The following is a 13,287-nucleotide window of genomic DNA, read 5'->3' on the forward strand; positions in this document are numbered from 1 at the left end:
GCTTCGTATACAACGCTTCCGAAAGCACAAAAGGACCCGGGGGCTTCGCTGCCCGAGTCCTCTGCCCAGCAGAATAGCCCACATGAGCTCTGGTCCGGCAGGTCATGTGGCACGTTCCACCGATCGTCCGCACTCCGAGACGACCGGGAGAAAGGCTGTTCGGCTGCCTGTCCGGACGTTTCTTCGCACGTCCGACGGGGTGCCGATCGATGTCGTATACGAGCCGGGCCCGGCCGTATACGACGCCCCGGGGACACCGTCCGCTCACCCCGTGTTCGTCGTCGCCCACGGTTTCACCGGAGCGGTGGACCGCCCGCACGTGCGGCGCATCGCCCGGGCGTTCGCCCGCCACGGCGCGGTGGTGACCTTCTCCTTCCGCGGGCACGGGATGTCCGGCGGGCGCTCCACGGTCGGCGACCGCGAGGTGCTCGACCTGGCGGCCGCCGCGGACTGGGCCCGGGACCGCGGGCACGCGCGCGTGGTGACCGTCGGCTTCTCGATGGGCGGCTCGGTGGCGCTGCGGCACGCGGCCCTGCACCCGGGGCGGACCGACGCGGTGGTCTCGGTGAGCGCGCCGGCCCGCTGGTACTACCGGGGGACCGCGCCGATGCGGCGGCTGCACTGGCTGGTGACACGGCCCGAGGGGCGGGTGGTGGGCCGGTACGGGTTCCGCACCCGCATCCACCACCGGGACTGGGACCCGGTCCCGCTCTCGCCGGTGGAGGCGGTGCCGCGGATCGCCCCCACCCCGCTGCTGATCGTGCACGGCGACTCCGACGGCTACTTCCCCCTCGACCACCCGCGGATGCTGGCCGCGGCCGCCGGTGACCAGGGCGAACTGTGGCTGGAGCCGGGCATGGGACATGCCGAGCACGCGGCGGGCGACGGGCTGCTGGACCGGATCGGGGAGTGGGCCGTCGGCCGGGCGGGCTAGCCTGACGGGGTTCACCGTCGGGTGAGCCCGTTGTGAGTCCGAGTGAGGAAGCAGATGCCAGAGGTCACGGTCCGCTACTGGGCCGCCGCCAAGGCCGCGGCCGGGGTGGCCGAGGAGGCGTACGAGGCGGCCACGCTCGCCGAGGCGCTCGACGGGGTGCGCGAGCGGCATCCCGGCGAACTGGAGCGGGTGCTGCGGCGCTGCTCGTTCCTCGTGGACGGTGACCCGGTGGGCACCCGCGCCCATGAGACGGTACGGCTGGCCGACGGCGGCACGGTCGAGGTGCTCCCGCCGTTCGCAGGAGGGTGAGCGATGACCAACCAGCCGTACGACGGTTACCAGGACGGCCAGAACGGCTACGACCCGTACTGGCAGCAGCCCCAGCATCCGCAGGCGTGGCCCGGGCAGGGCTATCAGCAGGGCTACCAGGGCCACCAGGGCTACGAGGATCCGTACGCCGCGCAGCAGTACACGCAGCAGTGGCAGGGGCAGACCTGGGAGACGCAGACGCAGCAGCCGGTCACCGCGCCGGCCGCCGCGGACACGGCGTATCTGCCGCAGCAGGGGGACGCGGCGCCCACGCCGGAGCCCGCCGGGTACGGCCCCGCCACCCTCGCCGGGAACAAGCGGATGACCGACGCCCAGCGGGCCCGTGCGGAGGGTCGGTCGCCGATCATCGAGCCCGGCATGCAGCCGGCCGCGCTGACGGCCCTGCTGGGGCTGCTGCTGGCCGGTGCGGCGGCGGTCGGGACGTACGCGCTGCTCGTGCCGCTGGTGGTGCTCCAGGCCGTCACGGCGGCGGGGTGGTTCCGGCTGAACGGGATGTGGCCGGCCCGGCAGGGCATCGCGCTCGGCTTCGCCGGGGCACTGGCCGCGGACGCGGCACTGCTGGCGTCCGGGCGGTCGCCGTCGGCGATCCTCGGGACGCTGGGCGTGTGGGTGCTGCTGTCGCTGGTGCTCCAGCTGCGCTCGCACGCCGACCCGGACGAGCGGATGTACGGCCTGATGGCGACGGTCGCGGCGTCGGCGCTGGCGATCGTGGCGGGCGGTTACCTCGCGGCGGACACCGACGCCGTGACGGTGGGCGCGGTGGCCGTGGCGGTCGCGGTCCTGGCGCGCGCGCTGCCGCTGCCGACGGCGGCGTCGGTGGTGGTGGCCCTGCTCGCCGCCGCGGGCGGCGGCGTGGCGGCGGGCTGGCTGACGGGCCTGGGCGCGTCGGGCGCCCTGCTGGGTGCCGGCGCGGGCGTGTGCGCCCTGATCGGCCACCGGGTCGCGAGCTACGACTACCCGTCGCGCTTCGTCCACTTCACCGCGGGCGTGGCCCTGCCGCTGTCGGCCGCGGCACCGGTCGTGTACGTGCTGGGGCGGGCCCTGGCCTGATCGCTCACCGGGCCGCGGACAGCCGTGCCGGTGCCACCGGCGCGGCATCCGGCCTGTCACAGATGATCGACAAACCCGGGGCCCGGGCCGCACGCGGAGTTACCCTCACCCCAGTGGACGGCCACACCCGGTCGTCAGGGACCGCTGTCGCACAACGACTGGGTGGGGGACGACACCGCATGCGAGCACTGCGCATACTGCTGATCTTCGTCGTGGTACTGGGCGGACTCTTCGTCATCGCCGACCGCATCGCCGTGAACGTCGCCGAGGGCGAGGCCGCCGACCGCCTGAAGGCCACCGAGAACCTCGCGGCCACCCCCGACGTGTCCATCAAGGGCTTCCCGTTCCTCACCCAGGTCGTCGGCGGCACCCTGGACGACATCGAGGTCGGCATCGACAGCTACGAGGCCGCCGCGGGCGACGGCGGCCGGAAGATCCGTATCGACGACCTCCGGGCCGACATGAAGGGCGTCGAGTTCTCCGGCGACTACAGCTCGGCCACCGCCACCTCGGCCACCGGCACCGCGACCGTGGCCTACGACGAGCTGCTGAAGACGGCGAAGTCGGAGCCCACCCAGGTCGCCCCGGGCGTCACCGCCAACGTCGTCGGCCTCTCCGACGGCGGCAACGGCAAGATCAAGGTCGCGGTCGAGGCCACCGTCCTCGGCACCAAGCTGCCCGAGCCGGTCTCGGTGCTCAGCACCGTGACCGTGGTCGACGGCGACACCGTACGGGTCAAGGCCGACGGCCTGCCTGAGTTCGCCGGTGTGGACCTCGCCGAGAACCGGGTCCGCACGATCACCGACTTCCAGCAGAAGATCGACGGCCTGCCCGGCGGCATCACGCTGGACAAGGTGCAGGCGGCCCCGGACGGCGTCGAGATCACGGTGAAGGGTTCCGACGTCCGGCTCGCCGGGTAGAACGGACGCGGGCCCGCCACCAGGACTGTCCGGTGGGCGAGACGGTGGAGTCCGCAGCGTAGATGTGACGGCCGACGCAACCGGTGGGAGGCCGTGCGCGGCACGGGCCGAGAGGCTCGCGATCCCATCATGCGGACCATCCCGTCTCAGTATGCGACACGCCGGTGACATGCCCGCCCGACCGTCCCTACGATCGACGGCATGAAGCGACAGGCGGACCTCACGAAGCGGCGGGCAGTAGACCTGTGCCGCGTCGCCGCCATGCTCTGTCGCACCTTCTGAGCGACCGCGCCGGCCCGTGAGCCGGTGCGCGCATCCCCGCCGCCCTGCATCAAGGGCACTCGTGTGCCGCCCCGTCACGGGCGCGCGCCCACAGATCTCGCACGCCCCGCCGCAACTGCCCCGGAGGAGAAAGAGCATGAGCCGCAGCGACGTCCTGGTCGACGCCGACTGGCTCCAGGAGCACCTGGACGACCCGACCATCGCCATCGTCGAGGTGGACGAGGACACGTCCGCCTACGAGAAGAACCACATCAGGAACGCGATCCGCATCGACTGGACCAAGGACCTCCAGGACCCGGTCCGCCGTGACTTCGTCGACCAGGAGGGCTTCGAGAAGCTCCTGTCGGAGAAGGGCATCGCCAACGACCACACCGTGGTCCTCTACGGCGGCAACAACAACTGGTTCGCCTCCTACGCGTACTGGTACTTCAAGCTCTACGGCCACGAGAACGTCAAGCTCCTCGACGGCGGCCGCAAGAAGTGGGAGCTCGACGCCCGCGAGCTGGTCCCCGGCGACGAGGTGCCCGAGCGCGCCAAGACGGACTACAAGGCCAAGGCCCAGGACACGTCCATCCGCGCCTTCCGGGACGACGTCGTCGCCGCCATCGGTTCGCAGAACCTGGTCGACGTGCGCTCGCCCGACGAGTTCTCCGGCAAGCTCCTCGCCCCGGCCCACCTGCCGCAGGAGCAGTCGCAGCGCCCGGGCCACGTGCCCAGCGCCCGCAACATCCCGTGGTCCAAGAACGCCAACGACGACGGCACCTTCAAGTCGGACGAGGAGCTCAAGGCCCTCTACGAGGAGGAGAGCGTCGACCTGGCGAAGGACACCATCGCCTACTGCCGCATCGGTGAGCGCTCCGCGCTGACGTGGTTCGTCCTGCACGAGCTGCTCGGCGTGCAGAACGTCAAGAACTACGACGGCTCCTGGACCGAGTACGGCTCCCTGGTGGGTGTGCCGATCGAGCTCGGCGCCGGCAAGTAAGCGACCCCGACCGACCTCTTCCGACCCCTTCAGGAGTACGACATGTGTGGTGCGAAGGCCGGCGGCCCCGACGCCTCGACGATCAAGCCCGGTGAGACCACGATCCAGGGTCAGGTGACCAAGGACGGCGAGCCCGTGGTGGGCTACGTCCGCCTGCTGGACTCGACCGGCGAGTTCACGGCCGAGGTGCCGACCTCGGCGACCGGACAGTTCCGCTTCTACGCGGCCGAGGGCACCTGGACCGTCCGTGCCCTCGTGCCCGGCGCCACCGCCGACCGCACGGTCGTCGCCCAGCAGGGCGGCCTGGCGGAGGTCGCGATCGCCGTCTGACGGCGACCGGTCCTCGAAGGGCCGCACCCACCGGGTTGGACGCCTGGGGTGCGGCCCTTCGGCCTGCCCGGACCTACGCTGGAGACATGTACGCACGGCGGCGGCGCAGGTACTTCGCCCTGATGGGGCTCTGCATCGGCCTGTTCGTCCTGGCCTGGGGCGTCGTGCGGCTGTGGTCCGTCCCGGTGGCCGTCGGGATGTGCGTCGTCGCGATGGTCATCCCGCCCGTGGCGGCCATCGTCGCCAACCGTCGGGGCCCCGAGGACCGCTGGTGGGACGATCCTCCCCCGAGCTCTCGGCTTCGCTCGAGCAGGGGGGACCCCCACGGAGACCCGCAGTCCGACGAGTGGTGGGACGAGCTGGACGGCAGGAAACGGCCGCGGTGAGGGAGTCCTCCCGGCCGCCCGGGGTATCCCGGCTGCATGAGACTGACAGCGACGGTGCTGGACGCACCCGACGCACGGGAACTCGCGGACTTCTACTTACGGCTGCTGCCCGGCTGGAGCGTGTGGCGCGACGAGGGCGATCCGGACTGGATGGAGATCCGGCCGCCCGGCGGCGGCGCGGGCCTGGCCTTCCAGACCGAGACGGCCTACGAGCCGCCCGTCTGGCCGGGCCGCCCGGACCGGCAGCAGATGATGCTCCACCTCGACATCGAGGTCGACGACCTGGAGCGGGAGACCGCCCGGGCCGTGGCCGTGGGGGCGCGGCTGGCGGACTTCCAGCCGCAGGAAGACGTCCGGGTGCTGCTGGACCCGGCCGGGCATCCGTTCTGCCTCTACACCGAAACCACGGGCACGTCTCAGTAGACGAGGGCCTGCGTGCCGTCGGCCATCGCCTCCTGGACGAAGACCTGCGCGCCCGCGATGCGGACACCCTCGACGACGTCCTGCTCCGTGATGCCGCGGCGGGCCGCGCACTGCGTGCACAGGGTGACGCGGCCGGCCGCCAGGACCGAGTCCAGCAGGTCGGGCAGGGGCGCCGCGTGCGGCAGCTCGAACTCGGCGGCGCGGCCGGGGAGCGCGAACCAGGCGGACTCGCCGGTCAGCCACAGGGAGACGTCGACGCCGCTCGCCACGGCCACCGCCGCGACCGTGAACGCCTGGGAACACCGCTCGGGGGCGTCCGCCCCGGCCGTCACCTTGATCACCAGCTTCTTCGCCATAGCCGGAATCGTAGTGCCGCAGGGGCCCGCGTAAGCTGGGGCCGGCCCTGTGCACACATCCGCAGCCCGCTCAAGGAGCACCCCGTGGAGCTTTTCTTCGAAATCCTGTTGGTCCTGGTCGCCGTCGGCGTCCTCGCGTTCGCCGGACTGACCGTGAAGAAGCTGTACCAGGGCCAGCGCTGACCCACCTCTAGGAAGTTCTGATGATCGAGATCCCGTCCGACCTCCACAAGGACCTCGTCCCGCTCGCCTTCCTGCTCGGGAACTGGGCGGGGGCCGGTGTGCACGACTTCCCCGGCTCCGAGAAGTGCAACTTCGGGCAGGAGGTCGCCTTCACCCACGACGGCCGGGACTTCCTGGAATACCGGTCCCACACGTGGGTCCTGGACAACGACGGCAACAAGGTCCGCCCGCTGGAGTCCGAGCACGGCTTCTGGCGTGTCGACGCCGACCGCAAGGTCGAGGTGACGATGACCCGCGACGACGGCGTCATCGAGATCTGGTACGGCGAGCTGGCGGACAAGAAGCCGCAGATCGACCTCGTCACCGACGCCGTGGCCCGCACGGCCGCCTCGCAGCCCTACACCGGCGGCAAGCGGCTCTACGGCTACGTCAAGAGCGACCTGATGTGGGTCGGCGAGAAGCAGACCCCCGACGTCGAGCTGCGCCCCTACATGTCGGCCCACCTGAAGAAGGTCGTCACGCCGGAGGAGGTCGAGCGCTGGGCCAAGGCCCTGCCCGACGACATGCCGGACGACGGGATCGCTTTCTTCAAGTAGTCCTAGACTGGCCGGTGTGGTGAGCACCGACTGGAAGAGCGATCTGCGGCAGCGCGGCTACCGGCTGACCCCGCAGCGGCAACTCGTGCTCGAAGCCGTGGACACCCTGGAACACGCGACCCCCGACGACATCCTCGTGGAAGTGAGGAAGACGGCGTCGGGGGTCAACATTTCCACGGTGTACCGGACGCTGGAGCTCCTGGAGGAGCTCGGCCTGGTCAGCCACGCGCATCTGGGCCACGGGGCGCCGACGTACCACCTCGCGGACCGGCACCACCACATCCACCTGGTGTGCCGGGACTGCCAGAACGTCATCGAGGCCGACGTCTCCGTGGCCGCGGAGTTCACGGACAAGCTCCGGCAGACCTTCGGGTTCGACACGGACCTGAAGCACTTCGCGATCTTCGGCCGGTGCCGGGACTGCACGCTCAAGGCTTCAACTACCGAGTCGTAGGCTTGGGGACATGAAGAGCCCTCTGCTGACCCTGCCCGGCGCCGTCCCCGCCGAGGGCGTGGACGAAGGCGTCGCCGCCCACTACGGCGATCTGTTCCGTGAGCAGCGCGCCCTCGCCGACGGCGCCGGATTCGTGGACCTCTCGCACCGGGGGGTCGTCACCGTCACCGGCGAGGACCGGCTGGCCTGGCTGCACCTGCTGCTCACCCAGCACGTCAGCGAGCTGCCGCCGGGCGAGGCCACCGAGGCGCTGATCCTCTCCGCGAACGGCCACATCGAGCACGCGCTGTACCTCGTCGACGACGGGGAGACGGTCTGGGCCCACGTCGAGCCGGACACCCAGGAGGCGCTGATCGCCTACCTGGAGTCGATGAAGTTCTTCTACCGGGTCGAGGTCGCCGACCGGACCGCCGACATCGCGGTCGTCCACCTCCCGGCCGGCTCCATCGCCGAGGTCCCCGAGGGCGTCGCCGTACGGGAGACCCCGCACGGGCGGGACCTGTTCCTGCCGCGCGCCGACCTGGAGGCCTACGCCGCGCAGGCCGGGCCGCCCGCCGGGATCCTCGCCCACGAGGCGCTGCGCGTGGAGCAGCACCGGCCCCGGCTCGGCTTCGAGACCGACCACCGCACCATCCCGCACGAGCTGGGCTGGATCGGCTCGGCGGTGCACCTGCAGAAGGGCTGCTACCGGGGCCAGGAGACGGTCGCCCGGGTGCAGAACCTGGGCAAGCCGCCGCGCCGCCTGGTCTTCCTGCACCTGGACGGCAGCGAGGTCCACCTGCCGGTGGCCGGCACCGAGCTGCGGCTCGCCCAGGACGGGCCCGACGGCCGGAAGATCGGCTTCATCACGACCTCCGCACGCCACCACGAGCTGGGCCCGGTCGCCCTCGCCCTGGTGAAGCGGAACGTGGCCGTGGACGCGCCCCTGGTGGCCGGGGACACGGCCGCGGCCCAGGAAGTCGTCGTCGAGCCGTAGGACTTGTAGATCTTTCGGGTCAGATTTCGATCAGCACGGTGAACGGGCCGTCGTTCGTGAGCGATACCCTCATCGCCGCTCCGAAACGGCCCGTCGCCACCGTCGCGCCCAGCGCGCGCAGCTGGGCGACCACCTCGTCCACCAGCGGCTCGGCGACGTCACCGGGGGCGGCCGCGTTCCACGTGGGGCGGCGGCCCTTGCGGGCGTCTCCGTAGAGGGTGAACTGGCTGATCACCAGAAGCGGGGCGTCGGTGTCGCTGCAGGACCTCTCGTCGTGCAGCATGCGGATCGACCACAGCTTGCGGGCGAGCTGGGCCGCCTTCTCCTTGGTGTCCTCGTGGGTCACGCCGACGAGGACGCACAGCCCCTCGCCCTCGATCGACCCCACCGTCTCGCCGTCCACGACGACGCTCGCGCCGTCCACCCTCTGCACCACTGCTCGCATGTGTCCATCATGCCGGGAGGTGACGTCAGGGCCGCGCGTGGTGTGCGCATGGCCCGAAAGGGTGGTTTGCGGCGGACGCCAACTGCCTGTGCTGGACCGTATTTTGCTGCTTAACCGCCCATCTGGGGTCTATCGGGACCACTCGTTCCCATAGGGGCCACTTGGGGTGGCACGATGCATTCACACACCGGTCGAGGGGACGGTTGAGGCACATGAGCACATCAAGCACCGGGCAGCACCCGGGGGCTGTCCGGTCGGCATACACGGGGGTCGGGACGTCGGAGTACCACCGGCCGCCCACCCAGCGCACGGACAGCCCGCGGCTGCCCTCGGACGCTCCCGAGCCCGATCTGGTCGCGCTGAGCCTGCCCGAACTGCGCGAGCTGCGCCGCGAGGCCCAGCGCGACGAGGCCGACCTCAGCTATCTGCGGCGGCTGCTGCAGGGCCGCATCGACATCCTGCGCGCGGAACTGGCGCGGCGCGCCCCGGTGGAGGTGACCTCCGTCGCCGTGCCCGCGGAGGCGTCCGTCGTGGAGCGGCTGGGGGAGATCCTGCGCGACGCCCCGGCCCGGCACCGCTCCTCCGCCCGGCACGTGACCCTGGGCACCCCGCAGGGCGAGGAGTTCCGGCGGCTGGCCGCGGAGATGCTCGACGAGGTCGGGCTGTCCGACCTGAACGCGCGCACGGACCCGGAGCTGAACACCGGGATCGGGCGGCTCGTGCGCCACGAGCAACAGGTCTCCCGGCGCCGCCAGCGGCTGCAGCGCACGGCCGACCGGTGCAGCGCGGAGATCGCGCGCCGGTACCGCGAGGGCGAGGCACAGGTCGACGACCTGCTGGTCTGAGCGGCTTCGCGCGCAGCCCGTCAGGGGCCGGTCGGAAATCGACGCGACACCGGCCGGCCCTTTGCCTAGCGTGATCCCATGACCTCCGCCTCACGTGCCGACGGCATCGACGTACGCCCCATCGCCGAAGCCGAGTTCGCCGACTGGCTGCGCGCCGTGAACACCGGCTTCCTGCGCTCGTCCGCCGTGACCGAGGAGGAGCTCGACGCCCGCCGTGAGCGGTTCGTCCCGGGCCGCTACCTCGGCGCCTTCGACGGCGGCCGGTGCGTGGCCACCTTCCGCTCCTTCGACCAGGAGCTCACGGTCGTCGGCGGGGCCCGGATCCCGGCCGACGCCGTCTCGGGCGTCACCGTGCACGCCACCCACCGCCGCCGGGGACTGCTCAGCCGGATGATGGCGCGGGACCTGGCCGCCGCGAAGGAGCGCGGGGACGTCGTGGCGACGCTGATCGCCGCCGAGTACCCGATCTACGGCCGCTACGGCTTCGGGGTGGCGGCCCGGACGGCCGAGTGGACGGTCGACGTGCCGCGCGCCGGCCTCGACCCCCGCTGGGCGGGCCCGGCGGACGGCGGGCGGATCGACCTGGTGGACGGCGAGGAGATCCGCAAGCTCGGCCCCGACCTGCACGCGCGGCTGTGCCGGCTGCAGCCCGGCGCCATCGACCGCGACGAGATCTGGTGGAAGTGGAACACCGGCGCGGTGCGGGCCGACCCGTCCTGGAAGGACCCCTTCTACGCCGTGTACCGCTCCGCCTCCGGCGAGGTCGAGGGCATGGCCGCCTACGACGTGGACGACAACTGGGGCGATGCCAAGCAGCCGTTGAACACGGCGACGGTGCGGTGGCTGACCGGGGTCACACCGGCCGCCGAGCGCGCCCTGTGGCAGTACCTGTGCTCCGTCGACTGGGTGGTGCGGGTCAAGAGCGGCTGGCGCGCCCCCGACGACCTGCTCCCGCACCTCCTGCCCGATCCGCGGGCCGCCGCCCTGACGTCCCTGGCGGACTGGCTGTGGGTGCGGATCCTGGACGTCGCACGGGCCCTGGAGGCGCGGACGTACGAGGGGGAGGGGACGCTGGTGCTGGAGGTCGCCGGTGTGGACGGGCTGACCGGCGGGCGCTACCGGCTGGACGCCTCCGCCGCCGGGGCGTCGTGCACGCCGGCCACCGGGAGCGCGGAGCTGGTGCTCGGGCCGGGCGAACTCGCGGCGCTGTGGCTCGGGGACGAGTCGGCGGTGCGGCTGGCCGCGCTGGGCCGGGTGCGGGAAGAACGAGCGGGCGCCGCCCGGAAGGCCGACGCCCTGCTGCGTACGTCCAGGCGGCCGTGGTGCCCGGACCTGTTCTGAGCCGCTCCCTTCTGCCGGTGGTCAGGGGCCCGCATCCGTAGCGAGCTGTTCGGTTGTGGTGTCGTGCGGCGGGGCTCCCGGCTCCCCTCCGGAAGGGAGCCCCCGAGCGGGCCGGCCAACCTCCTGAAGGTCTGACCAGGTCGCGCAAGTTGGTGACCAACTTCTCTGTACTTATCTCCGCCGGGAAGCGGCTCATAACCACCTTTCGCTGAACTGCCCAAAGATGGCGGGAAGTTGTAGCGTTGAGTGGTGGACCCCGAACACACCTCCGCCGGTGGGCGGAAGAGGTCGCAGCGGCCACAGAGAACACATCACGAGGTGGCCGAGGAACTGCGCGCCCGGATCAGGTCAGGAGCACTGCGTCCGGGGCAACGCATGCCCACCCAGGCCCAGCTGGCCCACGAGTTCGGTGTCGAGCGCGGCGCGGTGCGCCGGGCGCTGCGCGTCCTGCAGGCCGAGCGGTTGCTGACCAACGTCTCCAAGGGCAGTCCCGCGACCGTCGCCGCCGACCCGGCCGGGGCGCTGACCGGCCCGGACGCCCCGCCGATGCCCACGACGGTGGCGCTCGCGCCCCGGATCGCGGCGGCGTTCGCCGCGGAGCACGTCGAGATCGACGCGGTGTGCCTCACCTCCGTCTCCCTCACGCTCGCCATCGGTGAGCCGCTGCGCCAGATCCACGCGGGACGACTGAAACCGGCCAAGGTCGACGTCCGGGTCCTGCTGCCCAGCCGGGACATCGACCTCGCCTTCCCGGTGCCGGTCGAGGGGCACAGGGACGACTGGGTGCACGAGCGGTGGCTGGCGATGCGCAACGCCCAGGGGCAGGTGCTCCAGCACAACCTGCTGGCCCTGCGCGCCACCCACGGCATCGACGTGCACGTCACGTTCCGGGCGCTGCCCTTCACGCCGCCGGTGAAGCTGTACCTGCTCAACGGCTCGGAGGCGCTGTTCGCGTACTACACGCTGACGCGCCGGGAGGCCGAGTTCGACCACGAGCCGCTGCAGATGTACGACGCCCAGGGCACCCGGTCGATGCTGTTCTCCTTCCGGCAGGGCCCCGGGCTGCGTGACACGACGTTCGTCGAGCAGTCCCATCTGTGGTTCAACGCGTTGTGGGAGACGATCAGTTCGGAGCTGGTGCTCACGAGCTGAGGTCTCCCACGGTGACCGGTGCCGGGCAGGTGGCGTGCCTCACCTGGCCGGGCCCGTCATCAGCAGCGCGAGGACGACGGCCCCCACGGAGCTGACGGCCGGGCTCTTGGCCTTGATGCCCACGGTGAGAAGGATCAGGCCGACGATGCCGGCCGGGCCGTACTTCCACTGCACGAGCTGCTCGAAGGCGACGACGAAGGCGGCGGAGAGCAGAGCGAGGGCAGGCATCGGATTCCCCCTTCGGAAGTCCGGAAGTCCGGGAGTGCGGAACCTCGGAAGCAAAACTTCCGCCAACTACGAGAAGTTGGCAACCAACTCTGCTTAAGTTGTCCCCACTTGGCCGGTAGCCATAAACAAGTACCAAACAACTCCCCCTAGATGGATCAAAGTTGTAGCGTTTGGTCGTGGCCCAGGAGAACGTGGCGGAGAACGTGGCAGTGAACGGCAGCAGAAGGCGCTCACCCCAGGAGATCGCCGACGACCTGCGGGAACGTATCCGCGCCGGTGAACTCAGGCCGGGCGACCGCCTGCCCACCCAGGCCGAGCTGGCCGAGGAGTTCGGCGTGGAGCGCGGCACGGTGCGCCAGGCCCTGCGGGTCCTCCAGGAGGACGGCCTGCTCACCAATGTCAGCAAGGGCAGCCCCCCGCGCATCGCCGCCCCGGCTCCGGCCCGGGACGAGCCCCAGCCGACGATGGTGGGCCTGGCCCCACGCCTGACGGAGGCGTTCGCGGCGACGGCCGTCCACGTGGACGTGGTGTGCCACACCTCCGAGACGCTGATGGTCGCGCTGGGGGAGCCGCTGCGGCGCATCCACGAGGGCCGCACCCGGCCCGCCTCCATCGACCTGCGCGTCCTGCTCCCCTCCCGGGACATCAACCTCGCCTTCCCCCGTCTGGTGGAGGAGCAGGAGGCGGACGACGCGGTGCACCAGCGGTGGCTGGAGATGCGCAACGCGCAGTTGCGGGTCCTGGAGCACAACCTGATGACGCTGCGCGCCACGCACGGCATGGACGTACGGGTGCGGTTCCGCGCGCTGCCCTTCACGCCGCCGGTGAAGCTGTACCTCCTCAACGAGCGGGAGGCGCTGATCGGCTACTACATGCTGACCCGGCGCGAGGAGGAGTGGGGCGGCAGGGCGCTCGACATGTACGACGTCCTCGGCTCCCGGTCGCTGCTCTTCTCCTTCCTGAAGGAGAGCGGCCGGCGGGACGCGGCGTTCGTGGAGGAATCCCAGAAGTGGTTCGACGCCCTCTGGGAAACCATCACGACGGACCTGACACTCTCCTAGTGACTTCTGATAC

The 13,287-nt window shown here is 71.4% G+C and carries 19 protein-coding genes; 16 read left to right on the forward strand and 3 right to left on the reverse strand.

Annotated elements, in window-relative coordinates; translation table 11 throughout:
* Positions 1-82: 82 nt before the first annotated feature.
* From ACPXCS_RS29975 to ACPXCS_RS30015, 9 genes are all read left to right on the forward strand, one after another.
* Positions 83-934, forward strand: coding sequence for an alpha/beta hydrolase (locus ACPXCS_RS29975; RefSeq protein WP_425950989.1), 852 nt, complete (start codon positions 83-85; stop codon positions 932-934).
* Positions 935-988: 54 nt separating this feature from the next.
* Entirely contained in the window at positions 989-1,243 is a 255-nt protein-coding gene (locus ACPXCS_RS29980; protein ID WP_094055671.1) for a MoaD/ThiS family protein, read from the forward strand.
* A gap of 3 nt (positions 1,244-1,246) precedes the next feature.
* Positions 1,247-2,314, forward strand: coding sequence for a hypothetical protein (locus tag ACPXCS_RS29985; protein WP_425950990.1), 1,068 nt, complete (start codon positions 1,247-1,249; stop codon positions 2,312-2,314).
* Between the two features lie 179 nt (positions 2,315-2,493).
* Positions 2,494-3,234: a DUF2993 domain-containing protein gene (locus tag ACPXCS_RS29990; RefSeq protein WP_425950991.1), complete on the forward strand. Its 741-nt coding sequence runs from the start codon at positions 2,494-2,496 to the stop codon at positions 3,232-3,234.
* Positions 3,235-3,435: 201 nt separating this feature from the next.
* On the forward strand, positions 3,436-3,516 hold the full coding sequence (locus ACPXCS_RS29995; RefSeq protein ID WP_350310325.1) for a putative leader peptide: 81 nt from the start codon (positions 3,436-3,438) through the stop codon (positions 3,514-3,516).
* 136 nt (positions 3,517-3,652) lie between these two features.
* Positions 3,653-4,498, forward strand: coding sequence for a sulfurtransferase (locus tag ACPXCS_RS30000; RefSeq protein WP_425950992.1), 846 nt, complete (start codon positions 3,653-3,655; stop codon positions 4,496-4,498).
* A 42-nt stretch (positions 4,499-4,540) separates the two neighbouring features.
* The gene (locus tag ACPXCS_RS30005; RefSeq protein ID WP_003991226.1) at positions 4,541-4,828 is read left to right on the forward strand and encodes a DUF1416 domain-containing protein; all 288 of its coding nucleotides are present in this window, start codon (positions 4,541-4,543) and stop codon (positions 4,826-4,828) included.
* An 86-nt stretch (positions 4,829-4,914) separates the two neighbouring features.
* On the forward strand, positions 4,915-5,214 hold the full coding sequence (locus ACPXCS_RS30010; protein ID WP_425950993.1) for a DUF3099 domain-containing protein: 300 nt from the start codon (positions 4,915-4,917) through the stop codon (positions 5,212-5,214).
* Positions 5,215-5,250: 36 nt separating this feature from the next.
* Positions 5,251-5,637, forward strand: a complete 387-nt coding sequence (locus tag ACPXCS_RS30015; RefSeq protein ID WP_425950994.1) for a VOC family protein — start codon at positions 5,251-5,253, stop codon at positions 5,635-5,637.
* Here ACPXCS_RS30015 and ACPXCS_RS30020 read toward each other — a convergent pair.
* A complete protein-coding gene (locus ACPXCS_RS30020) occupies positions 5,631-5,993 on the reverse strand; it encodes a DsrE family protein (RefSeq protein WP_425950995.1) in 363 nt (120 codons plus the stop codon). The two genes, ACPXCS_RS30015 and ACPXCS_RS30020, sit on opposite strands and share 7 nt — an antisense overlap.
* Positions 5,994-6,196: 203 nt before the next feature.
* Here ACPXCS_RS30020 and ACPXCS_RS30025 point away from each other — a divergent pair, with 203 nt between their 5' ends.
* Genes ACPXCS_RS30025 through ACPXCS_RS30035 form a run of 3 tightly spaced genes read left to right on the forward strand, consistent with a single transcriptional unit; the run spans position 6,197 to position 8,202 of the window.
* A complete protein-coding gene (locus tag ACPXCS_RS30025; RefSeq protein WP_425950996.1) occupies positions 6,197-6,772 on the forward strand; it encodes an FABP family protein in 576 nt (191 codons plus the stop codon).
* Positions 6,773-6,788: 16 nt separating this feature from the next.
* A complete protein-coding gene (locus ACPXCS_RS30030; RefSeq protein ID WP_425950997.1) occupies positions 6,789-7,226 on the forward strand; it encodes a Fur family transcriptional regulator in 438 nt (145 codons plus the stop codon).
* A 10-nt stretch (positions 7,227-7,236) separates the two neighbouring features.
* On the forward strand, positions 7,237-8,202 hold the full coding sequence (locus ACPXCS_RS30035; RefSeq protein WP_425950998.1) for a YgfZ/GcvT domain-containing protein: 966 nt from the start codon (positions 7,237-7,239) through the stop codon (positions 8,200-8,202).
* A gap of 19 nt (positions 8,203-8,221) precedes the next feature.
* Here ACPXCS_RS30035 and dtd read toward each other — a convergent pair whose 3' ends face one another.
* Positions 8,222-8,647, reverse strand: a complete 426-nt coding sequence (gene dtd, locus ACPXCS_RS30040; RefSeq protein WP_425950999.1) for a D-aminoacyl-tRNA deacylase — start codon at positions 8,645-8,647, stop codon at positions 8,222-8,224.
* Between the two features lie 212 nt (positions 8,648-8,859).
* Here dtd and ACPXCS_RS30045 point away from each other — a divergent pair, with 212 nt between their 5' ends.
* The 3 genes from ACPXCS_RS30045 (at position 8,860) to ACPXCS_RS30055 (ending at position 11,985) form a co-directional block, all read left to right on the forward strand.
* On the forward strand, positions 8,860-9,492 hold the full coding sequence (locus tag ACPXCS_RS30045) for an aerial mycelium formation protein (RefSeq protein ID WP_425951000.1): 633 nt from the start codon (positions 8,860-8,862) through the stop codon (positions 9,490-9,492).
* A 78-nt stretch (positions 9,493-9,570) separates the two neighbouring features.
* Positions 9,571-10,833: a GNAT family N-acetyltransferase gene (locus ACPXCS_RS30050; RefSeq protein WP_425951001.1), complete on the forward strand. Its 1,263-nt coding sequence runs from the start codon at positions 9,571-9,573 to the stop codon at positions 10,831-10,833.
* Between the two features lie 249 nt (positions 10,834-11,082).
* On the forward strand, positions 11,083-11,985 hold the full coding sequence (locus ACPXCS_RS30055) for a FadR/GntR family transcriptional regulator (RefSeq protein ID WP_425951002.1): 903 nt from the start codon (positions 11,083-11,085) through the stop codon (positions 11,983-11,985).
* 39 nt (positions 11,986-12,024) lie between these two features.
* Here the strand turns inward: ACPXCS_RS30055 and ACPXCS_RS30060 are convergent, their stop codons facing one another.
* Positions 12,025-12,213: a hypothetical protein gene (locus ACPXCS_RS30060; protein WP_425951003.1), complete on the reverse strand. Its 189-nt coding sequence runs from the start codon at positions 12,211-12,213 to the stop codon at positions 12,025-12,027.
* Between the two features lie 170 nt (positions 12,214-12,383).
* On the opposite strand from ACPXCS_RS30060, the gene ACPXCS_RS30065 reads away from it, so the two are divergent.
* Positions 12,384-13,274, forward strand: coding sequence for a winged helix-turn-helix domain-containing protein (locus ACPXCS_RS30065; protein WP_425951004.1), 891 nt, complete (start codon positions 12,384-12,386; stop codon positions 13,272-13,274).
* Positions 13,275-13,287 lie beyond the last annotated feature (13 nt).

Source organism: Streptomyces sp. DT190, from assembly GCF_049846985.1.
Taxonomy (GTDB): domain Bacteria; phylum Actinomycetota; class Actinomycetes; order Streptomycetales; family Streptomycetaceae; genus Streptomyces.